General features: G+C 64.3%; 21 protein-coding genes. 1 reads left to right on the forward strand and 20 read right to left on the reverse strand.

Annotated features, from left to right (window positions below; all coding sequences use genetic code 11):
• Window positions 1-31: 31 nt before the first annotated feature.
• Window positions 32-1,702 (reverse strand): hypothetical protein, encoded by a 1,671-nt coding sequence (locus HPY55_01545; GenBank protein NPV69312.1) that lies wholly within the window; start codon window positions 1,700-1,702, stop codon window positions 32-34.
• 239 nt (window positions 1,703-1,941) lie between these two features.
• Here HPY55_01545 and HPY55_01550 point away from each other — a divergent pair, with 239 nt between their 5' ends.
• Window positions 1,942-2,166 carry an AtpZ/AtpI family protein gene (locus tag HPY55_01550; GenBank protein NPV69313.1) on the forward strand — a complete coding sequence of 75 codons (225 nt, stop codon included), beginning with the start codon at window positions 1,942-1,944 and terminating at the stop codon, window positions 2,164-2,166.
• A gap of 61 nt (window positions 2,167-2,227) precedes the next feature.
• On the opposite strand, the gene panB is transcribed toward HPY55_01550, so the two are convergent.
• From panB to HPY55_01645, 19 genes are all read right to left on the reverse strand, one after another.
• Window positions 2,228-3,076 (reverse strand): 3-methyl-2-oxobutanoate hydroxymethyltransferase, encoded by an 849-nt coding sequence (gene panB, locus HPY55_01555; GenBank protein NPV69314.1) that lies wholly within the window; start codon window positions 3,074-3,076, stop codon window positions 2,228-2,230.
• A 26-nt stretch (window positions 3,077-3,102) separates the two neighbouring features.
• Entirely contained in the window at window positions 3,103-4,413 is a 1,311-nt protein-coding gene (locus HPY55_01560; GenBank protein NPV69315.1) for an NAD(P)/FAD-dependent oxidoreductase, read from the reverse strand.
• A gap of 13 nt (window positions 4,414-4,426) precedes the next feature.
• Window positions 4,427-4,678, reverse strand: a complete 252-nt coding sequence (locus tag HPY55_01565) for a molybdopterin synthase sulfur carrier subunit (protein ID NPV69316.1) — start codon at window positions 4,676-4,678, stop codon at window positions 4,427-4,429.
• 2 nt (window positions 4,679-4,680) lie between these two features.
• The gene (locus HPY55_01570) at window positions 4,681-6,486 is read right to left on the reverse strand and encodes an aldehyde ferredoxin oxidoreductase family protein (protein ID NPV69317.1); all 1,806 of its coding nucleotides are present in this window, start codon (window positions 6,484-6,486) and stop codon (window positions 4,681-4,683) included.
• Complete coding sequence (locus HPY55_01575; GenBank protein ID NPV69318.1) at window positions 6,486-6,968, reverse strand: 4Fe-4S dicluster domain-containing protein; 483 nt, start codon at window positions 6,966-6,968, stop codon at window positions 6,486-6,488. The genes HPY55_01570 and HPY55_01575 overlap by 1 nt, the downstream gene beginning before the upstream one ends.
• Before the next feature lie 233 nt (window positions 6,969-7,201).
• Window positions 7,202-9,082 carry a hypothetical protein gene (locus HPY55_01580; GenBank protein ID NPV69319.1) on the reverse strand — a complete coding sequence of 627 codons (1,881 nt, stop codon included), beginning with the start codon at window positions 9,080-9,082 and terminating at the stop codon, window positions 7,202-7,204.
• A gap of 63 nt (window positions 9,083-9,145) precedes the next feature.
• Window positions 9,146-9,460: a small, acid-soluble spore protein, alpha/beta type gene (locus HPY55_01585; GenBank protein ID NPV69320.1), complete on the reverse strand. Its 315-nt coding sequence runs from the start codon at window positions 9,458-9,460 to the stop codon at window positions 9,146-9,148.
• A 124-nt stretch (window positions 9,461-9,584) separates the two neighbouring features.
• The gene (locus HPY55_01590) at window positions 9,585-10,799 is read right to left on the reverse strand and encodes an OFA family MFS transporter (GenBank protein NPV69321.1); all 1,215 of its coding nucleotides are present in this window, start codon (window positions 10,797-10,799) and stop codon (window positions 9,585-9,587) included.
• Between the two features lie 248 nt (window positions 10,800-11,047).
• Entirely contained in the window at window positions 11,048-11,731 is a 684-nt protein-coding gene (locus tag HPY55_01595; protein ID NPV69322.1) for a diphthine--ammonia ligase, read from the reverse strand.
• Window positions 11,732-11,907: 176 nt separating this feature from the next.
• Complete coding sequence (locus HPY55_01600; protein ID NPV69323.1) at window positions 11,908-12,204, reverse strand: UxaA family hydrolase; 297 nt, start codon at window positions 12,202-12,204, stop codon at window positions 11,908-11,910.
• Window positions 12,205-12,471: 267 nt separating this feature from the next.
• The gene (locus HPY55_01605; protein NPV69324.1) at window positions 12,472-13,170 is read right to left on the reverse strand and encodes a hydrogenase expression protein HupH; all 699 of its coding nucleotides are present in this window, start codon (window positions 13,168-13,170) and stop codon (window positions 12,472-12,474) included.
• A 24-nt stretch (window positions 13,171-13,194) separates the two neighbouring features.
• Entirely contained in the window at window positions 13,195-13,896 is a 702-nt protein-coding gene (locus tag HPY55_01610) for a hypothetical protein (protein NPV69325.1), read from the reverse strand.
• Window positions 13,897-13,903: 7 nt separating this feature from the next.
• Window positions 13,904-14,893, reverse strand: a complete 990-nt coding sequence (locus tag HPY55_01615) for an aminopeptidase (protein NPV69326.1) — start codon at window positions 14,891-14,893, stop codon at window positions 13,904-13,906.
• A 113-nt stretch (window positions 14,894-15,006) separates the two neighbouring features.
• Window positions 15,007-16,047, reverse strand: a complete 1,041-nt coding sequence (locus HPY55_01620) for a hypothetical protein (protein ID NPV69327.1) — start codon at window positions 16,045-16,047, stop codon at window positions 15,007-15,009.
• Window positions 16,044-17,180: a DUF917 domain-containing protein gene (locus HPY55_01625; GenBank protein ID NPV69328.1), complete on the reverse strand. Its 1,137-nt coding sequence runs from the start codon at window positions 17,178-17,180 to the stop codon at window positions 16,044-16,046. Before HPY55_01625 ends, HPY55_01620 begins: the two co-directional genes overlap by 4 nt.
• Before the next feature lie 50 nt (window positions 17,181-17,230).
• The gene (locus tag HPY55_01630) at window positions 17,231-18,196 is read right to left on the reverse strand and encodes an ABC transporter ATP-binding protein (GenBank protein NPV69329.1); all 966 of its coding nucleotides are present in this window, start codon (window positions 18,194-18,196) and stop codon (window positions 17,231-17,233) included.
• Between the two features lie 14 nt (window positions 18,197-18,210).
• Window positions 18,211-19,194, reverse strand: coding sequence for an ABC transporter ATP-binding protein (locus tag HPY55_01635; protein ID NPV69330.1), 984 nt, complete (start codon window positions 19,192-19,194; stop codon window positions 18,211-18,213).
• A gap of 13 nt (window positions 19,195-19,207) precedes the next feature.
• A complete protein-coding gene (locus HPY55_01640; protein NPV69331.1) occupies window positions 19,208-20,107 on the reverse strand; it encodes an ABC transporter permease in 900 nt (299 codons plus the stop codon).
• 25 nt (window positions 20,108-20,132) lie between these two features.
• Window positions 20,133-21,143 carry an ABC transporter permease gene (locus HPY55_01645; protein ID NPV69332.1) on the reverse strand — a complete coding sequence of 337 codons (1,011 nt, stop codon included), beginning with the start codon at window positions 21,141-21,143 and terminating at the stop codon, window positions 20,133-20,135.
• Window positions 21,144-21,234 lie beyond the last annotated feature (91 nt).

Below are 21,234 nucleotides of genomic sequence, written 5' to 3' on the forward strand. Positions count from 1 at the left end.
CTTGCCCGGGCGGCCTCACCGGGCGGCGGCCCTACGGGCGCTTCCTCACAATGGGGTCGTACCACACCGGCTGGACCTTGCGAAGCATCTCCTTTCGCCTGCAGAACGAGTCCATCTCGGTGTCCATCTCGAGAGACGCGAAACCCGCGGCGCCCTCGACCTTTGAGGCCTGGCGCCTTGACGGGTCACCGTAAACGACACTGCGCCCAGCCTGATTGGAAACCGCAAGGTATACATCGTTATTGGCGGCACGTTCGCTCCACACGAAATCCCACTCGGGCCACGGCCACGCCGACGGCGCCAGGATGACGTCTGCGCCCTGTTTGGCGAGGCAGCGTGCGACCTCGGGTATGAGCAAATCCGTACCGATCGCCACGCCGGTCCTCCCCGCCGAGATGTCGAAGCACGGCAGCCCGAGATTGCCCGGCGCCGCCCACTCCCTGTCGTATTCGTTCAGGTGTACCTTCCTGTAGACTCCCGCAAGCCCGCCGGGCTCCAGCACCACCGCGGAGTTGTACACGGCGCCGTCGCAGTCTACCTCGGCTATCCCGAACACAACGTGCGCCTCGAACTCGGCCGCTATCCCGGCCAGGCGATCGGTCGCCGGACCTGGCACGGGCTCCGCGAGGTCTTTCATCTCCGCCGCCGGCGGCATCCCGGTTACGCACAGCTCGGGGAACACGACCACGTGCGGGCTGAGGTACGGGCTGGGCCCCGGCCCGGACGTTCCGGAGGCCGGCGCCTCGCACGCCTCCTCGAGTATGGTCGCCATGGTGGCCAGGTTCTCCCCCGGCCGCCCGGCGACCGGGTCGAATTGGGCGACGGTAAGCCGCGACCGCCTCCCTCCAGGCAGCCTGGTCAACAGCACAGGCTGCCAGAGGTACGGGTTGGTGATCACCGCGTGGTATTCTTCCGGCCTCCTGGCGCCGAGCAGGTCGCCGAAGCCGGGCACGTTCTTGTCCCTCGTGGCTCGAATCGAGATCTCGCCGGTGACCACGGCGTCCCCTCGCTCGACCGTCGCCATGACCTCGCCACGGGGACCGATGATGGAACTGCCGCCGCCAAACCTTATCCCGCGCTCCTCGCCCCACCTGTCGGCCGCCAGGAAGTACACGCCGTTCTCCAGGGCGCGAGCGCGCCACGATTTCGCCGGCGTCTTCGTGACCCAGTTGGTCGGGAAGCATATCACGTCGGCTCCCTTCAGGGCCGGCACCCTGCCCGACTCGAAGAAATCCGCGTCCATGCAGATGATCATAGCCAGCCGCCCGAGTGGCGTATCGAACACCGGGAAGCCCAGGTCGCCGTCTTTTGCCCAGAGCGTCTCGTCGACGAACGAGTGCACCTTCCGGAATTTCCCCGCCACCTCACCGTCGGGCCCAATTAGCGCTGCGGCGTTGTAGTACACGCCTGTCGCGGGGTCTACCTCGGGAAGGGAGATGACGACGTACATCGAGTACCGCCGCGCGATCTCGCCGAACACCGCGGTCGCCGGGCCGGGGACCGGCTCGACGTAGGGCGCTATCTCCTCCCTCGACTTGAAGCAATAGCCGGTCGTACCCATCTCAGGCGTGACGACGAGGCGGGCGCCCTTCTCTCCGGCCTCCTCGACCAGCCGGCCGAGTCGACGGATGTTCTCTTCCTTTTCGAACAGCGTGGGCTCGAATTGCACCACGGCCGCCTTGTACGTGGGCAACAAAGTCATCTGAAGGCACCCCCTGGTCTCGCGCCCGCCTTGCGCGCGCTCACTGGCAACAGCCGGTTACATAGGTTCGTGGGGAGCATCCTTTACTTCCTGCCTCTGTTTCCTGCCTGCGGCGGGAATGTCGTACCCGCGGAGAGAATTAGAATAAACCTGAGCCGGCGCTGCGGGATGTTCTCGATGAATCGGTGTCCGGAGCGCGGCGCCGCAGCGTCTCGCCCGGCTCGTTTGGAGGCAGCGGAGTGGCTGGTGAAAAGGGACCTCCCGGACGTGTCATAAGCGTGCTACAGCTTGGTTTCGTCTTCATCGCCAACGTCCTGGTTTTCACCTGGATAGGCGCCCGCATTGACGCGGCCCTCAGCAAGCGGGGTCTTTTCACTGCGCTGTTCATCATTTTCGGGGTGGTCACGAGCTTCGTGATCTCGGGTATAGCCCTCGCTGGCATAGCCCGCCGGCACAAGGAATAATCCGCGGGCCGGCCGGGATACCCGGGCCGGCCCGCATTTTCGATGCGTCGAACAGGCGGGTTTACTTCAACTCCGACAGGAGCTTCTCCAGTTCGCCCGCCTTCATCGAGTAGTTGTGCTTCTCCTCGGGGAACACCCCCGCCTGCACTTCTTTTATGTAAGCCTGGAACGCCTCCAGCATTACCGAGCTGATATCGCAGTACTTCTTCACGAATTTCGGCGTAAACCGGTCGAAGAACCCGAGCATGTCGTGAACAATCAGGAGCTGGCCGTGGCAGTATGGCCCCGCGCCGATCGAGATGATGGGGATTGAAGCCCGCTCGGTGATTACCTTGCCGACCTCCGGCGGGATTGCCTCAAGCAAAATTGCGAATGCGCCGGCCTCCTCGAGGACCTTCGCGTCATCGATAACCTTTCTCGCGGCCACGGCGTCCCGGCCTTGCGACTTGAAACCCCCGAGCATGGCCAGTGACTGGGGCGTCAGGCCGAGGTGGCCCATTACCGGGATCGTCGCCTTCGTGAGCGCCCGTATGACTTCGGCCACGTTCGACCCGCCCTCGAGCTTGACGGCGTCACAGCCGGCCTCCTGCATGAACCTGCCTGCGTTCCTGACGGCTTCCTGCACCGAAATCTGGTAGGTCATGTAGGGCATGTCTCCGATGAGGAAGGCGCCGGGCGCGCCCCTGCGCACCGCCTGCGTGTGCGGGATCATCACGTCCATGGTGACGGGCAGGGTGGTCTCGTAACCGAGCACCGTCATTCCCAGGGAATCGCCCACCAGGATGATATCCACGCCCGCTTTCTCCTCGAGAAGCGCAGTGGGGTAATCGTAGCACGTTAGCATCGTGATCTTGTCGCCCTTGCGCATCTTCTCGTACAATGCCGGGATCGTTACCTTGTCTCTCGCCACAGAGATCGCCCCCTGCCCTGAGTTAGCTATCGCCCCGCCATGCTCCCCGGCCACACGGTCACGCCCGCGCGAAAAGCCACGTGCGCGAACGACAGGTTGCCGTCGAGAAACGCCTCCGCGATAGCCTGGATGGTAGTCTCCTTCGCGGGCGACTGCTTGAGGGCCAGCGCCCGGAGCACGCCCATCGAGCGGCCGGGTCCGACCTCGACCGCCCCGACTATCCTGCCGTCTCTAATTACGACGCGCCTCCATCCCGGACCTCTTCGCCGCGCCACTACGCGGTCACCGCCGGCGCCGCGCGCGTCCCCGAATGACGACACGCAGAACCCCCCGAACCTGAAGGAGTTGGATGCCACCCCTCCCCCGTACTCCATGCACGCTCCCGCCATGTTCTCACCGGCCACTTTTCCCTGCTCCACGGCGGTCGTCCAGAGGGCGTTGACGGCGCTCCGGCCCCTGAGAGGGTCGAACGCCTCGCAGGCGTCGCCGGCCGCGTAGATGCCGTCGACGGAGGTCCTCAGGGACTTATCGACAATTATACCGCGATTTACGCTAATTGGAAGCCCTCTGACGGGCGATGTGTTCGGGCGGACGCCCCTCCCCACTATCACGGTCCGCGCTTCCAGCGATCTCCCTGAACGCAGCGACACCCCCTCGACCCTGCCGTCTCCGCGGAACGCGACCACGTCATCGCCTATGCGGAACCGGACGCCCGCCCGCTCGAGGTTCTCCTGCACGATTCCAGCAGCCTCCGCGTCAAGCACCTGCGACAGAATGGACTCGGAGGCCGCTACAACCGTCACCGGTATGCGCAGCGCGGCGAGGGCCTCCGCAGCCTTCAGGCCGACCATGCCGCCGCCAATCACGACTGCAGGCGCACCTGCACAGGCGTCGCCCGCGCCGCCCTGGCCATCCTTACCACGCGGCCCGGTGACCCACCGGCGGATACCGACCGCGTCGTCCAGGGTCCTCAGGGTGAACACCCCCGGGAGGCGGACGCCGGGCACATCCGGCACCACCGGGGAGGCGCCGGTTGCGACGAGCAGCCGGCTGTACGGGATCTCGCCGTGGGCGTGAGTGACCACGACCCCACGCCCCGGGTCGATCCCCACGACCGTCGCCCCCAGGATCGTCCGTACTCCGGGTCCGGTACAGGGCGCCAGGAACACCAGGTTGTAGTCCACCTTCCCCGCGACGTAGTACGAGGTCAGTACCCGCGAGTAGAACGGGTGATTCTCTGACGATATCATCGTGACATCCGCGCCGGGCAACCTCCGTAGGATTGCGCGCGCGGCCGCGTTGCCGGCCGCCCCGTTCCCGATTATCACGAAGCGCACCCCGCCGCCCCCTTCAACCGCCCGCCACGGGCGGGATCAGTGTTATGGTGTCGCCGGGCGTGACCCTGGTCGCCAGACCGTCCAGGAACTCCACGTTCCTTCCGTTGAGCAGGATCGTCACGCCCGCCAGGTCGCTGTGGAATTGGGGGCCCGCCATGGCTTTGAGACGTTCGATCACCTCGCCGGCTGTTGCGGGCCCATCCTGGATCCTGACGCTGCCCCCTCCGAACGACCGTGCGAGTGAGGCGAAAAGCAGGACTTCCACCATTACTCAATCCCGAGTCTCGCGAGGGTCTCCGGAGCGGGCTCTCCACTCTCGGTCCATCCCCTCACCTTGTAATACTCGCCCAGCATGTCACTCAACCTGTTAACCCGGCCCTTCGCCGGTCCGTCCGGCATCGGCTCGTTCAGGAGCCGCGGGGCCAGCGTATCATCCGCGGCTGTGAACCCCGCCTTGATGTTGAACAGCCTCTCGAGGTTCCAGATCCTCTCGCCGCATTCAATGGCACTCTCGGTGGTGTAGTCCACGCCGGTCGCTTCTTTCAGCATTGCCGCCACCTCGGGCGCGCCAAGGGCGAACGTGCTGAACAGGCATATACCCGAGGAGTCGACCAGGGCCGTGATATCCTGGAAAGCCTTGGTCCAACCCCCCTTGCCCTCGACAGTGAACGGGTCCAGCTTCTCCGGCACCCCTAGTACTTCGGCGGAAATCATGTATCCGCGGACGTGGCAGCCGCCGCGGTTGGACGTGGCGTAGTTCAACCCTATGCCCTGTATAGCGCGCGGGTCGTACGCCGGGTATTCCTGTTTCTTCGAGGACATGGAAAGCTCAGGGTGACCGAATTCAGTTGCAAGCCTGTACGAGCCCTCCGCCAGGAGGTTCCCCACACCTTCCCTGTAACCCGTCTTCCTGACCGCCTCGACAAGTACGTCCGGGTCACCGAACCTGAGCTCCAGGTCCGAGGCCGACGCCGGCATGTACCCCTTCTCGTACAGCTCCATAGCGCACGCCAGGGTGGCGCCCATGGTTATTGGATCGAGCCCGAGCTCGTTGCAGATGTAGTTCGCCCTGGCCACAGCCTCAAGGTTATCGATGCCGCAATCCGCGCCGAGCGCCCACGCGGCCTCGTACTCCGGCCCTTCGCCGCTTGACTTGTACTTCCCCTTCTTGACCTCGCTCGGCCTGCCGCACGCCATCGGGCACCCGAAGCACGCCTTCTTCCTGACGAGGAGTGTGCCGGCGAGCGTCTCGCCGCTGATCTTGCCGGCGCCCTCGAACACGCCCGCCTGGAAGTTGCGGGTCGGGAAAGCGCCGTGAGCGTTGATCACGTTCACCAGCACCGCTGTCCCGTAGCTGGGGAGCCCGGCCGCGGTCACACCGCTGGTCTTGATCTTGTTTTTGAAAATGTCCAGTACGAGGTCCCTGAACGCGTCCTTGTTCGCGACCCTCACACCCCCGGTGCCACGCACCGCCACCGCCTTCAGGTTCTTGGAGCCCATTACCGCACCCACCCCGGAACGGCCCGCGGCACGGGTCTTGTCGTTGACGATGCCGGCAAACTTCACGAGATTCTCGCCCGCCGGCCCGATGCACGCCACCTTGGCGTCGGGGTCGGTCTCGACGCGGATCAGGTCCTCGGTTTCGTTGGTCGTCTTCCCCCAGAGCTTCCCGGCGCAACGCAACTCGGCCTTGCCGTCATTGATCCAGAGGTAGACGGGGTCTTTGGCCTTGCCTTCGACGATTACCGCGTCATACCCGGCGAACTTCAGCTCGGGTCCCCAGTACCCACCGGAGTTGGAGGCCGCGATGGCGCCGGTCAGCGGACCCTTGGTTATCACGTTGTAGCGCCCGCTCGATATCGCGGCCGTCCCCGTGAGCGGGCCGGTCGCGAATATGAGCTTGTTCGCGGGGCTGAGCGGGTCGACCTGCGGGTCCACTTCCTTGAACATGATGTGGGTCCCCAGCCCGCGAGCGCCGATGTAGTTCTGGGCCCGTTTCGGGCAGAGACTCTCATCCTTCAGAGTCCCGTCCCCTAGGTTCACCCTCAGGATCTTGCCTACCCAGGCGTACATCAGACCCTCACCTCCTTGAGAGCATCCCTGAGCTTGAGCGCGACGCCCCGCCGCTTCTCGAGGTTGATCGCGTCGGCGCCGGCGTACTCGATCGCGCCCCACGGGCAGAACAGGGCGCACTCGGGCTCACCATCGCAGAGCTCGCACTTGAACACGGTCTCGTCCGCCGCTGAGTAGGACATCGCCCCGAACGGGCAGGCCGCCACGCACATCCGGCAGCCGATGCACCGGTTGGAGTCGAGCTCGACGGCGCCGGTGACCTCGTTGTGCGACAGCGCGCCTGCGGGGCATACCTCGGCGCAGACCGGCTCGTCGCACTGCTGGCAGGTCACGGGCATGTAGAAGAAATCATCGGGGAATGCTGCGACGTTGACTCGCGCCTTGACGGGGTTGAATTCGCCGGCGTGCTTCAGTGAGCACACCAGCTCGCACCTGCGGCACATGGTGCATTTTTCGTGGTTGACCATCAGGACCTTTTTCAACACTCACCCTCCTCTCGGATAACCAGGAATCCTGAAACGTGGGGCCTGGAACACTGGGGAACCGGCACGGACACAGGGGTACCGTAACTCGAACCCTGGCACAGGCTGAGCTATGACTAGATAGATGTAGCGGCGAATTAAGCGCACATATTGAGTGGGAGCGAGTAGAGTCAATGCGAATTATGGTAGTACTTTCAATTAATGGCTATTCAACAACAGCCTGCCAAGATCCTTCAGCCAGCAAACGGGTCAAACCGCCCTTTCGGGGGAAGGCCCAGCCTCTCCAGCACACGCGAATTGGGATGGCCGGAGGTTGTGTCCCAGTCTCGCACGGCGTAGTAATCGTCCACGAGTCTCGCGATGTCGCAGACGCGTCCGGCGGACGCCCCGCCCGGCAGCGGGTCGTGCGTGAACCTCTCGGGAAGAGTATCATCCGCGGGGTCAAGGCCGTCCTCGAGGTTCATCAGCCTTTCCAGGTTGTTGATCCGTTCTCCCACTGTTCGCAGGTCCTCGGCAGGCAGCGACACCCGCGACACACCCAGCCACTGGCCCTGGGCGTCCGGGAACGCCGAGCCGTCCCTGAAGATAAACTTGCATACTCCCAGGCTGTCGGAGACAGCCCTCATGTCCTCGAAGAACGCGACTTCGGAGCCCCTTCCGGCGAGCGTGCCGCGTTCCACCAGCGTAGGCACGCCTGCCACCTGCAGGCCCTCGTCAACGGTCAAGGAACCAGTCTCGGCCACCGGGAAGGCGCGCATGTGGCATCCCCCGCGGCTCGACACGGCGTAGCCCAGGCCCCACGAGGGATACGCCCTGGGGTCGGTGGCGGGGGTCTCCAATCCCTTTACATGAAGGGCAAACCTGTGTGAGTCGCCGCCTATCACCCTGGAAGCGCCGTGCACCCCGAGTCCGAGGATCGCCCCGATCCCTTCTCTCCTGGCTATCAGGGGTATGGCATCGAGCATCGCCTTTCCGTCGCCAAACCTGAGGTCAGGTTGACCAGGGCCGAGAATGTGATCGAGTAGTCGCCTTTCGCGGCACTCCATTCCAAACGATAGTACTCCACCGAGCGAGATCATTTCGAGGCCCATTCGATTGGCCAGGGCGTGGGCCGCGAGCACGGCGGCCATGTCCTCTACTCCACACCTTGCGCCATACTCCTTCACGGTGGACGCCGAAGCCGCCTCCCCTGTTACCCCCGCATACTCCCCGGTCTTTATCTCGAAAGTGTTACTGCACGGCAGCGGGCAGGCGTAGCAGGCCCTTGACGACGTCTTGAACTCCCGTTCGAATACCTCTCCGGAGAGACGGTCCGTCCCAGCGAACTCCCCCGCCAGCCCGTTGCGGACCACCAGGCCCCCTGCCTGGTTGTACTTCCTGAGAGCATTGATGGTCCCCCATCTGGCGTGCGTCTTGAAGTAAGGGGTCTCCCTCAGAACCACGTTGAAACGCGCACAGCGTTCGGAGCGCCTCACCGAGACGGATTCCGGCGGCTCAGCTGCTTCGGTGATGATCCCCTTGAGGTTCTTGCTTCCCAGCACTGCACCCAACCCGCCACGTCCGGCCGCCCTGGCGCCGTCCGCGATTATGTTAGCAAGGGGAACGAGTCTCTCGCCGGCAGGTCCTATGCACGCGAAGGACGCCGCGGCGGATCCACCCCACCGGGCGACGCTTTCGCAGGCCGCTTCAAGCGTGTCCATACCCCACAAATCGTCGCAAGGCACAACTTCAACGCGTGGCCCGGGCGTTTCGCCCGCCGCAATCCTGATCAACACGGGCCGGCTCGCCCTGCCGGTCACTACGAGCGCCCTGACCCCACACCACGCCAGCCGCGCCCCCCAAAGCCCTCCGCCGTTTCCAGCGGAGACGAACCCCGTTGCGGGAGCTTTCGCGGCGACTGCCCAGCGGGCGGATGAAGGGGCGCCTGTGCCTGTGAGCAGGCCGGGCGCGAAAACCACGGGATTCATGGGATCGAACGGGCCGGCCGGGCGCGGGCCCATCGATGCTATCAATGCAACTGCCAGGCCTCGCCCGCCGAAGTACTGGTTGAGCATCCACTGTGGAACGGGAGTGCGGGTTACAGTGTTGCGACTGAGGTTAACGGCGATTATCACGGGCCTCGACTCCGTTTGTTAGAGTGTCGTTGTCGAGGTCCTAATTCGCGGGTGCTGCGACAATCACCTCCGGCCGGGGGGCGTCGTCCCCGATCTATCGTCGGCCTTGCCACCTGCAGAAGGTTTCGGGATGAGGCCGAGCTCGCGCAGGCGCCTCGTCATCACGCCGCCGATTCGGCCGCTCTCGGCGGCGGTCAATTCGGCCCAGCCCATCTCGTAGACCTTGTCCATGAGGCCGAGCTCGCCGGCCACCTCGACCTTGAGGTCGTGAAATGGGCTCTTCTTGTTAGCCGGGGTCCTGCGGGCGATCTTATTAGTACCCCGGCGCTCATCACGGGGCCCGGCAACGCGAAAGGCACGACGCCGGCGGTCAGTCATAAGCCCACCTCCAGGGCGTTATGCTGTCCGCCGGCGACGTAGAGTATTCGACCGATCCGCAGGCCTGCGGCTCACTCCTCCAGGCCAGCGCCAGCCCAGCGCCGCCAGCCCGGGGCCGCTGGTCTTACGCCGCGTCGAGCGGTATCTTGGGCGGCGGCTTCAGGATCGCCGAGATGACAACCGACGCCGCCACCACGCACGCCCCCACGATGAAGGGAGCGCTGTATGTACCTGTCACGTCCTTAAGCAGTCCGCCCACGTATGGTCCCGCGAATCCTGCCAGCCCCCACGCCGTGAACAGCAGGCCGTAGTTCGACCCCTGCGACGTCGGGCCGTAATAGCTCAAGCAGGTGGCGGGGAACAGGGTGAACAACGCCCCAAAGTTCCAGCCGATCAGCGCCGCCACCAGCCAGAGCAACATGGCGACCGAGCCGGCGGGGTATAGCACGAGCATGGCGGCAACCTGCAGTCCGAGGTAGATCAGGAATACTGCCCTGGACCCGACTTTGTCCACTATCATGCCGGTGACGATCCTGCTGGCCGCGTTGCAGATGGCGAGGGTGCTGACAGCCCAGCCGGCCTGCATGGCCGACAGACCGGCGTCACGGCCGTGGCCGGCTATGTGGCCGATGACGAGCAAGCCGGCGAACGCACCGCAGAAATAGCTCAGGTACAGCATCCAGAACTGCGCAGTCCTGATAGTCTCTCGGAAGGTGTAATCACGCGTGGCCTTCTGCGAGCCGCCCTTGAGTACAGGGGGGATCCACCCCGCAGGCCTCCAGCCCTTCGGTGGGTTAACCAGTGTAAACGAGGCGAGCACCGACATGACGCCCATAACCGCGCCAACGTACCAGAATACGTAGCGCCAGCCCATGCTGTCGATTATGCTGGTGGCAAGCGGTCCCATGATGAAAGATCCCAGCCCCAGCCCGACTACCGCGCAACCGGTGGCGAGCGCCCGCCTGTCGGGCCACCACTTGGGCGCCGTGGCGATGGGAGGCAGGTAGACCATACCTCCGCCGAACCCCGAAATCAGGCCGTAGGTAAGGTAGAGATGGGCTTTCGTCTGGACGAAGCCGGATGCGACGAACCCGACGCCGAGGATCAGCCCGCCGATAAGGACGACTATCCTCGGGCCATATCTGTCGCTGAACCTTCCGGCGGGGTAAGTCATTAATCCGAAGACGAGGCACGCGAGCGCGTACGCGAGGGCGATTTCCGCCCTGCTCCACCCAAATTCTGCGTTGAGGGGTTTGATGAATACGCTCCATGCATAGAGGAGCATTCCACACGCGGTACTGCTGGCGATTCCACCTAGAAGCGGGAGCCATCTGGGCATGACTGCCCCGGGGACTCGATCCGTCGCCATTCTACATTGCCCTCCTCCTGTTTCATTCTCTTGCGCGACGGGTCGCACCCTTGGGCCACCTGGGCTACGGGACAGTGTGCCGGCTAGAGGCCTTCGGCCCGCCGGCCTGGATGTTCCTCCTGTCGCCCGGCCGTTAGTGCGGCTTGAACTCAGCCGTGACTTTCGCGATGAGCTCCCTGCGTCTTTGGCTGTGCTCGGCGATTACTCTGCAATGGTCTTCAATACACTTGCCCTGGACCCTGGGCCTCCCGGACACCGGTGATTTCGAGCTTCCAGTAACCCATCGTGTAGTAAGGGCTGGCGTGTTCTATCGTCAGATTCTTACGGAAAGGAGGCCCTCCCAACACCAGCGTATGGTACTCTCCCGATTCGCCGCTCGGCGAAAACCCCTCTGCGTTGCCAAGAGCGATCAGTCTCTCGACCGTCTTTCCGTCGAGCACCCTGCCGAGCCATTGCAGGTCGAGCACGCTGCTGTTGATAGCGGTAAGCACGGCCTGGAATCCATTAGCCGCCCATTCTCGGAGCAGGTCGCGGTACGACGCGCCCCACAGGGGGAATTCGGCAGCTGCACCTGCGTCGGCGCAGACCCGTTCTATCCAGTCTCTGTGGTCCTGCAGATCGATGTCTCCGAAAACCCCTCCTGTCACGCCTCGCCGCACCAGGTCCGAGACCGCCCTTTTGAAGTTGATCTCATAGTCCTTCCAACCGGACTCAACGGCTACCAGTTCCAAACCCAGGGATTCGGCTTGCTTCTCCACAGCCGCCAGCGGCACTCCGTGCGCCGATATGTAGCCTCCTTCGTGCACGGTCAGGGCATAACGAACATTCAACCCTTTCCCCCGAGCTTTCCAGTACGCGAGACAGGAGTCCTTTCCTCCGCTCCACGACACAAACCAATCCACGCGAACACCCCCGGGTTTCCTGAACGTCACCGTCGAGCCCTCGAGTCGTCACCAGACACCAGTGCCGGGGAGTTCACCGCAACCCGAGTCACATCCTGCCGTTCAATCACTTTGAGCAGCTACCTCCTTGTTGGCTATCTCAACGCCAACCTGGGTGGCCTTTCGGCCCCCGAGGCTCAACCCTGCTTCAAATCCCCGCGGCCGCGCTCGCTCTCGACGTTGTGAACGTGCACGTGCTCGCCGACCTTGATGTCCCTGGTGGCCTTTCCGATGGACTCGCCGTACTTGACAACATGCTCACCCTTCGCGATGTCCTTGATGGCGAGCTTGTGCCCGAACGGGATGTCGTTCTGGACCACGACCTCGTGGACCGTGTCGCCCACAAACATGCTAACTTTCTGGCCTTTCTTGAGTTCCACTGTCCCCGTAGCGACGTTGTCCCTGGGGTCGATGACGACGGCCTCTTTCTTCATGGGCCACCTCCTCGCAGGCGTTCCTCGGGAATTGTACGCTGCTTATACGAGTATAGCAGGCGGATTGCCATGCAGGCGAGCTGGGTCTTGGGGGCTATGTAAAAAGGAGAGCCGCACGGAGGTGCCAGATAATACAGCAGCTGTGCGGTGTCTCACGAGAGCGCTACACCTCGGCGAGCATACGGACGAAGACAGTGGTGTCCGTCATCACATCGTCCTTTGGTTTCCTTCTCGTCGACCACGACGTACCGCACGGAGGTCAGGGTTTCACCGGACCGCGGAGGGCAGGCACACACCTGCCTGGCTGTGGTTCAGGCCCAGATCTATCAACATCTCGAGCGCCTTCAGCCCCGCGCTCAGGGGTTCGACCACGGGGACATCCAGCCGGGCACGCACGAGGTCTGCCACGGCCACCATGCCGCCGCACCCCAGCACAATGACCTCCGCGCCTCGCTCCTCGACGCACCTCCGCGCCTCGTCGACTATGGCGTCCACCGTCGACTGCGGGTCATCGGCGAGCCTGGCGACGGGGATATCGACTCCCACTGAGGCGGCAAGCCGCGGCAGAAGGCCGAGGGCACTCGCCTGAATCTCACCCCAGGCCCGCGCGTTTCTCCCTACGGATACCACCGCGAAGGTGTGCCCGAGCAGTGCCGCTGCGGCCATGGAAGGTTCGGCGATCCCGAGAACTGGAACCCGCGCCACCTCCCGCGCGGCGTCGACCGCGGGGTCGGCAAAACAGCCGATCAGTACTCCATCGCACGAAGCGCCGCGCTCCTGGACGAGCCTCATAATGTCGCCCTGGGCATCCACAACGTCGGTAAAGCATTCAATCGCCGAGGGGCCGTGTTCGAGGCTAACAACGGTTAGCCGCGTGTCAGGCTCGGCCACCCCCCGCAGGTACGTCTCCAATTCCAGCGTCATGGCCCATCCGGCCACCGGTATCACAATGAGGATGCTTCTCACCAGGCAACCACCTCCCGTCGCGCGCTACCCAATGAACCGGTTCAGTGCATACAGCCCGCGGCTGCTCGTGGATAACCGGAGGCCGGCGACCAGTTCGGCCATCTTGACGGTCACCGCCATGGGCTCGATTACGGGAAACCCGACCCTGTCGGCCAGGCGCCCGGCCGCATACGCCATCCCCGTGCAACCGAGCACGACTACATCGGCGCCGTCCCTCTCCACGGATGCCGTCGCCTGCTCGAACAACACCTCGTGGAACCGCTCCGGATCGGAGTCCAGTTCGAGGGGCGCCCGGTCCACCCAGCGGCACGACGCCAGCTTGTACGAGACCCCGGCAACGCGCGCCTGGCGGTGGACCTTAAGCGAATGCTGCCGGTCGAGGCAGATCACAGAGAACCGCTCCCCAAGCAGGCAGGCCAAGGCCAGGGAGGTCTCCGCAGCGCCGAGTACGGGAACGGGCAAGATCTCCCTGGCGGCGCGGAGCCCCGGATCGGCGAAGCAGTTCAGCACTACGGCGTCGCACTGCTCCCGGTACTTCCGCACCGTCTCGAGTATCGCCGGCTCCGCTGCCGCGACAGACGAAGCGGTCTCCAAAGATGCCGGACCCTTCGAAAGGCTTACCACCTTCACCTGGGTCGAGGGTCTCACGTATCGCTGAAGGTAATCGTAGTCCGAGACGTCCCACCGTGAAGTGGCAACGGGGTTAATCACCAGTATTCTGCTCACGATCATCTCACCTGCCAGTCAGCCCTGACGTAAGCTCTTTGGCCTCCGGATCGACGACCCGGCCGCGGTCGAGCAGCTGCGCGTCGTCAAGCCACACAGACGAATTGAGGCAAATGCCATCACAGTGCGATACGGCGGGAATGCCGTCGGGCGGAACGTCGGCGGCGCTCTGGTAGCCCATCCCCCATTCGGTACAACCCCATACGCGCTCATCCTCGAGAACGTTGCCGGTGAGCCGTGCCCCGGGGTTAAACCCGTAGCACACGTGTGCCAGGCGGAACATGTTCGGGTCGTTCAGCCCCTCCAACCATTTCACGAATGTAATCGCCCCCGGCCCTCCCGCGATGTCGATCACGCGCCCATGTCGCACGGTAAGCCGCACCGGTTCCTTGAGGAGGCCGGCAGGAGGCGTCAGCGAACCGTCGAAAACGATGCTCCCTTCGATGGTGTCGAGCACGGGCGACCAGCCGATCTGTCCCGACAGCATGTGCACCCCGGGCTGGCCGGCTTCACCTATATCGCAGGTCATGGGGTGCATGGGCGAATTGTCGAATTCCACAGCCGTCCCCGCGGGCGTTTCTATGCACATGTGGCGCGCCTGCCTGGTGAGGCCGGCGACCCGTCGCAGAAATAGGCTCAGCCGGCTCCTGTCAACGCGGCCTATCGTGCGTATCATCATGTCCGCGTTCATGCCCACGAGACACATGTAGCGCAGGCGCGGGTTGGACGCCATGGCCTTTTCGTACGGCGTGGAATACAGCATCCACTGGTTGTTGAACTCCACCCACACGTCCGCTCCGTTCAAAGCTCCTGCGATCGCGTTAACCGGAAGGTACGGGTCTGCCGCTTTCCCGACTCCTTGCGGCGCCGCGACCAGTGCGACGAGTGGCTTCGCCCCCACGGCGAACGCCGCTCGCGCGGTCGAATTCACCACCCTCATGTCCGACTCGGTGTCCGCCGTAATAACCACCGTCTCGCCGGGCCGTGTCTCGAACATGTCCCGGATCAGAGTCTCCGCCGCGCGGCCGAGCTCGAATTCGTAGAGAGATTGACCGTCCACCTGTACGACCCCCCAAATACCGTCAGTAAGCACCGAGCCGTTGCGGGATGCTAGATCAACCACGCTCCGTCCTCGATGACCGGCCGGCCGTCGATGTACAGCGTGGGGTCTCTCAACACGAAATCCTCATGCATGCCGGCCGTCACCTTGCCACCCATGTGGCTGTTGTCCCCGATCGCAACGTGGACTGTGCCCTTGATCTTCTCTGCCTCCAGCACGTTGTCCGGCCGCCGCGCGTTGGGGTTGGTGCCTATCCCCAGCTCGGCGAGGTTCCTCCTCCCCATGAGCGCCGGTGAGTCGGCATCGAGGTCCAGAAGCCCGCGGAACTCATCGCCTATCCGGCCGCCGCCCTCAATCGCCACAACCAGGCCGTCCCTGAAAGATATCGCCATGTCCTCCCGAAGGCCTGGATGCCACCCTTTCTCAATGACCACACGACCGTTCGCGGTCCCTTCCAGCGGCGCTATGAAGGCCTCTCCAGCGGGCAGGTTGCCCCAGGCCCCCGGGTGATTCAGGGCCCCGGTGTCGGCTTCGCCCTTGCGGCCTTCGAGGCTCATCTGCAGCCGGGTTCCCGCCGGCGTGGTGAGCAGCACGGCTGACCCCCGCGTCAGTGCGGACGCAAAGAGCTCGGATCCGGAGCGGATGGCCTCCACGCCGGCGGAGACCGGTCCGCCGGGGAGAAGCATCCCTGGCTCAATCGACGGCATGCTGGCCAGCCTCTTACCCGAGCGGGTGGCGATTTCCCTCGCATCCGTGTGGCTAAGCGAGAAGGTGGTGACAGCGAGCACGACGTCCGCAGACCTCATGGCCCCGGCCACCTCCGCCGGCGGCTCCTGGCCATTCCGCCCCGTGCACGCATAGGTAAGAAGATCGACCACGCACCCGGGAAAAGCCTCCCGCCCGATATCGGCAACGATCCTGGCCAGCATGCTTCTTGTGCTCATGTCGGCGAGGAGAGCGAGGGGCATACGGCGCCAGTCGGTCACCGCGGGAACATCGTTGACGACCAGGACCCGTTCACCCCGCTTGAGCCCCATGTTGTCCCCCAGGATCTGAACCACGGCGGGGGCAATCGCCTCTCTATCGATCACCTCGTACCCTCCTTACCTCGACCGAACCTTACCTCGACGGGGGTGTATTTCACGCCGAGCCCCAGGTACGCGGGGCCCAGCACGCGCAGGCCCGCCGGCGTCCGCCAGGCCTCCGGGGCCGGCATCACCACCACGGCAAGCCGCGTCCCTTTCCGAATAACGGGGTTAAGCAGGGGCTGGCCGGATTCTCGCTCGAGCAGTGTGATGAGGTCCGGCACCGTCACCGCGATTTCGCCATCCAGCCAGGCTGCCATGTGTTCGTTCCGGTAATTCACGCGGCATTCCCGGCCATGGAACTGATCGCGCCCGTCGACGAAGACGTCGCCCTCAGTCACGCCGTTGCGGTCCTCCCAGCGGGAATCCTCGCGCACCACGCCCTCGAAGATTACCGCCCCGCACCCCTCTTCGGCCACCGCCGGAACCGGGTCACGGCCCTTTTCACGCGCTTCCCGCAGAGCCCTGCCGATCCTCTCTGCATGGCTTATGGCACGTGGAATGACGGCCGTCTTGAGCCTGGCGCCGGTGACCGGATGGTCGCAAACTCCCGCACGGCCGCCGCTGAGAACCGCGACGGAGCGCGCCAGCGCCTCGGCGCGGATGTCGTTCGGGACACGGCGCACCACCATGACCTCGCCGTAGCGAGTCGCCACGGCGAACGGAGCGATGCTCACTCCGCTCAGGCTCAGCGTGGAATGTATGAGCTCGGGGACCGAACGTCCCGCGGGATCCGCATCTATCAGGGGTAACCCCCGTTCGGCGGCAACCGCCATGGCCACGGCGGTATTTCCCCCGCCCAATTCCGTGGAAAGCACGCCGTAGAATCTGCTGCCCACGGCCTCCTCGAGCGCCTGGAACGCCACGGCAGGCTCACTCTGGCAAACCGGTTCCAGGCCAGCCGCCGACGGATCGAGGCTGCGGGTACCCTCGGGTGAGACAGCCCCGCAGTAGTAAGGGGAGGCCACGAGCAGGTTGTCCGGCACCTCGGAGAGGTCCGCTAACCGGAGAGTAACGCCCTTTTCCTCGAAATCCTCCACCTGCCGCAAGCCCCGGTCCAATTCCCCGCCGCCCCCACACCCGAGGACAGCGCAACCGAGAAGCACATCGCGCCTGGCCTGTTTGTCGAGAACCTTCATGAGTCTGAATGCCCCCTTCGAACACACGACCGAACTATTGAACCGACGCTCTAATCCACCAGGTGGCAGGCCGCAAGGTGCCCGGGGGTCACCTCCACCAGTTCCGGCTCCAGTCCCCGGCAGATATCGCGCGATTCCTGGCAGCGCGGGTGGAACCGGCAACCACTGGGTAGATGCGCTGGGTTCGGGACGTTGCCTTCCAGGATGATCTGGGGTCGCCCCGTGCTATCCATGGTTGGAATGGCTGCCAGCAGTGCCTTCGTATACGGATGCAGGCAGCCGCTGAAGACCTCGCCGGTGGGCCCTATTTCCACGACACGCCCCGCATACATGACCGCAATTCGCTGCGACAGATATTGCACCACGCCGAGGTCGTGGGAGATCAGCACGTACGTGAGCCCCATCCTCTCCTGCAGGTCGCGCAACAGGTTGAGGATCTGCGCCTGGGATAGCGTATCGATTGCCGACGTGGGCTCGTCCAGGACGACCAGTTTCGGGTGCAAAGCCAGCGCGCGTGCGATCGCCAGCCGCTGCCTCTGCCCACCCGAGAACTCGTGCGGGTACCGCCGCACGTGGTCGGGCTGCAGGCCGACGAGCTCCAGCAAATCGGACACTCTCTCGGAAAGCGCGTGGAACCTTAGTCGCTGGTGTACCGAGACCGGTTCGCCAACGATATCGCGCACCATCAGGCGCGGGTTGAGCGACCAGTACGGATCCTGGTAGACGATCTGCATGTCTTTCCTCATCTGGCCCAGTTCGGCCTCGGTGAGGGACATCATGTCCCGCCCCTCGAACCGGATGGAGCCCGTGGTTGGGCGAGCGATCCGCAGCACGACCCGCATGAGCGTGGTCTTACCGCAGCCGGACTCGCCGACAACCCCGAACGCTTCTCCTCGACGCACGTCGAACGACACGCCGTCGACCGCCTTGATCCAGCCCACGGGTCTGGACAGCAGCCCCGCCCTGATCGGGAAATGCTTCTTGACGTCCCTGATCTCGAGAAGTGCATCCTCCATCGTCAGCCCTCCTCTCAACCCGCCAGGTGGCAGGCCACGAGCCGACCGGGGCCGGCCTCCCGTAGCTGCGGTCTTTCGGACTCGCACAAGGGAACGACCTGCGGGCATCGCGGGCGGAACGAGCAGCCCGGTGGAATGCGCAGAGGGTCGGGCGGGAAGCCCTCCGTGACCGCCAGCCTCCCGGATCTCATCTCCGCGCGCGGCAGCGCTGCGAGCAGCGCCCTGGTGTACGGGTGCGCCGGGCGCTGGAATACATCCCCGGCAGCCCCCACCTCTACGATCCGTCCCGCGTACATCACTCCAACGCGGCTACACATCTGGGCGAGAACGCCGAGGTTGTTCGCGATGAACAGCACCGTCATACCGGTGTCCCGCTTTATCTCGTTGAGAAGATTGAGGATGCCGGCCTGGATGGTCACATCGAGCCCCCTAGTCGGTTCGTCGGCGATCAGCAGTTCGGCCCCGCATGACAGGCCCATGGCTATCATCACTCGCTGGCGCATGCCCCCCGATAGTTCGTGCGGGTACTTCGCGAGGATCCCTCCGGGATCAGGAAGCCTCACAACCTCCAAGACCTGTGCGGCCTTTTCCTCGGCCTCGCGCCTGGAGAGACGGTGGTGGGTCCGGATTACCCTGATCACCTGCTGGCCGACGGTGAACACCGGGTTCAGAGACGACATCGGGTCCTGGAATATCATCGACGTCTTGCGACCCCTGATCCGTCTCAGTTCCTCTTCCCTCATGGCCAGCAGGTCCTGCCCACGCAGGAGTATCCGCCCGCCCGCTATCACGCCCGGCGGGGAGGGGACCAGCCGGAAGATGGACAGCGCCACCACTGTCTTGCCGGCCCCGCTCTCGCCGGCCAGGCCGAAGGTCTCGCCCTCCGCAACGGAGAGGTGTTCCAGGTCGACGACCTGGGCCAGGCCCTCGCGGGTTTGAAACTGCACTTTGAGGTCGCTTATCTCGAGCAGCGGCTGTCTCTCGGCAACAGCTGTCATGATTTCCACCACCTCAGGCCCGCCTGGCCTTGGGGTCCAGAATCTCCCTCAACCCGTCACCGAGCAGGTTGAATACCAGCACTGTCACGAAGATCGCGAGTCCGGGGAAGAGCCCGTACCACCAGGCAGTGAAGAAGTAGTTGCGGCTTGTGCTGAGCATGAGTCCCCATTCCGGCGTGGGTGGCTGAGCCCCCAGGCCGAGGAAACTCAGTGCGGCCGCCGTCAGCACGACCGACCCGAAATCCATGGATGCCTGCACGATAATGGGCGCCAGGCTGTTCGGCAGGATGTGGACCATGACGATCCGCGGGTGTGCCGTACCGATGGTCTGTGCCGCCTCCACGAACGGCCGCTCCCTGACGCTCATGGCCTGGCTGCGGGCGATGCGCGTGTACCAGGGCCACCACGACAGCGCAATGGCGATCATGGCGTTCGTGAGGCTCGGACCCAGGAACGCCGCAATCGCGATGGCCAGGAGCAGCGGGGGGAAGCTCAGGAATATGTCCGTGAGCCTCATGATGACCTCGTCCGTCCAGCCGCCCCGGTAGCCCGCTACCAACCCCAGCGGCACGCCGATAAGCAGGGATAGCCCTACCGCCAGCATGCCTATCTGGAGCGATATGCGGGTGCCGTAGAGCACCCGGCTGAGGAGGTCGCGCCCCAGTTCATCAGTTCCCATCCAGTGCCCCGGTCTCGGGGAAAGCAGCTTTGTGGACGGGTGGGCCGTCCCGGCCGCCTGGTCCGGGTACGGGGCGAGCACCGGGGCCAGGATACCGATGAGAACAAGCAAGAGCACGATTACCGTCCCCACGCGGGTGAGCGTGTTCTGCCTGATGAGGTATGCCGCGTATCCCAGGCCATTCAGGCAAGGCTGAACGCACTCCTTTTGCAGGTCCTGCCAGGTACCCGCCATGTTCCTTCCCATGCTCCACCGCCTCCTAGGTCCTCACGCGCGGATCGAGGCTGATTACGATGTCGGCGAACAGGTTCAACAGCACGTAGGTGCAGGCGGCGAATATGGTAATGCCCATTATGGCAGTGTAGTCGAGCGTTATGACCGACAGCGCGGTGTAACTCCCGAGGCCCGGCCAGGTGAAGATGGCCTCGATCAGGAAGGTGTTTACCAGCGAGTATCCAGCCGACAGGGCCAGCACCGTGACTGTGGGGCCGAGGGCGTTCTTGAGCGCCAGCGAGTATACGACCGACGTCTCAGGTATGCCAAACGAGCGCGCCGCCCTTATGTAATCCTCGTTGAGTATTTCGATCAGGGAAGAGCGCACCATCTTCGCCACGAGACCCACGGGGTATGCGGCGAGGGTCACGGCTGGCAATACAAGGTGCCGGAGAGCGCTGGCCAAAGCGGGTTTATTCCCGGTGAGTAAGCAGTCAAGCACGATGAAGCCGGTGACCCTTTGGAGCGGGTGGGTGAGGCGCACCATGGTGTCGAGCTGCCCGCCCAGCGGCAGGAGTCGCAGCTGGCGGAAGAATACGAACTGCAGCGCCATGGCCAGCCAGAACGTAGGCAGCGATACGGAGCCCACCGACATCAGCCGGCACAGATGGTCCGGCCACCTGTCCTTGTGCACCGCTGCGGTTGTTCCAAGGGGCACCCCCACAAACAGGGCGAGGAGCGTACTCACGACGACGAGCTCGAGCGACGCCGGCACGTACGTGGCCAGGTCCTTCAACACCGGCTGGTGGGTACGGATCGATTTGCCCCAGTCGCCCTTCACGATGCCGGTCAGGTAGCGCCAGAACTGAATATGAAGGGGCTTGTCGAGGGCCAGCTCCTTCTCCGCCTGCGCTATCTGTTCCGCCGTGGCGTGCGGCCCCACCCAGCGCGCGGCCGGGTCAGACGGCACCGCCCTCGCGAGGAGGAAAGTGACAGTGCACACTCCTGCAAGCACGACCACGCCCATTAACACTCGCCTGACGCAATACGTCCACAAACGGCCATCCCTCCACGAAAGCGTCTGCCACAGGCCACAGCCTAAGTGCAACAGGTCACATCACAGGCCTGCACTGGGAGTGCGGTAGGGG

It is taken from the genome of Bacillota bacterium, from assembly GCA_013178305.1.
Classification (GTDB): Bacteria; Bacillota; Sulfobacillia; order JABLXB01; family JABLXB01; genus JABLXB01.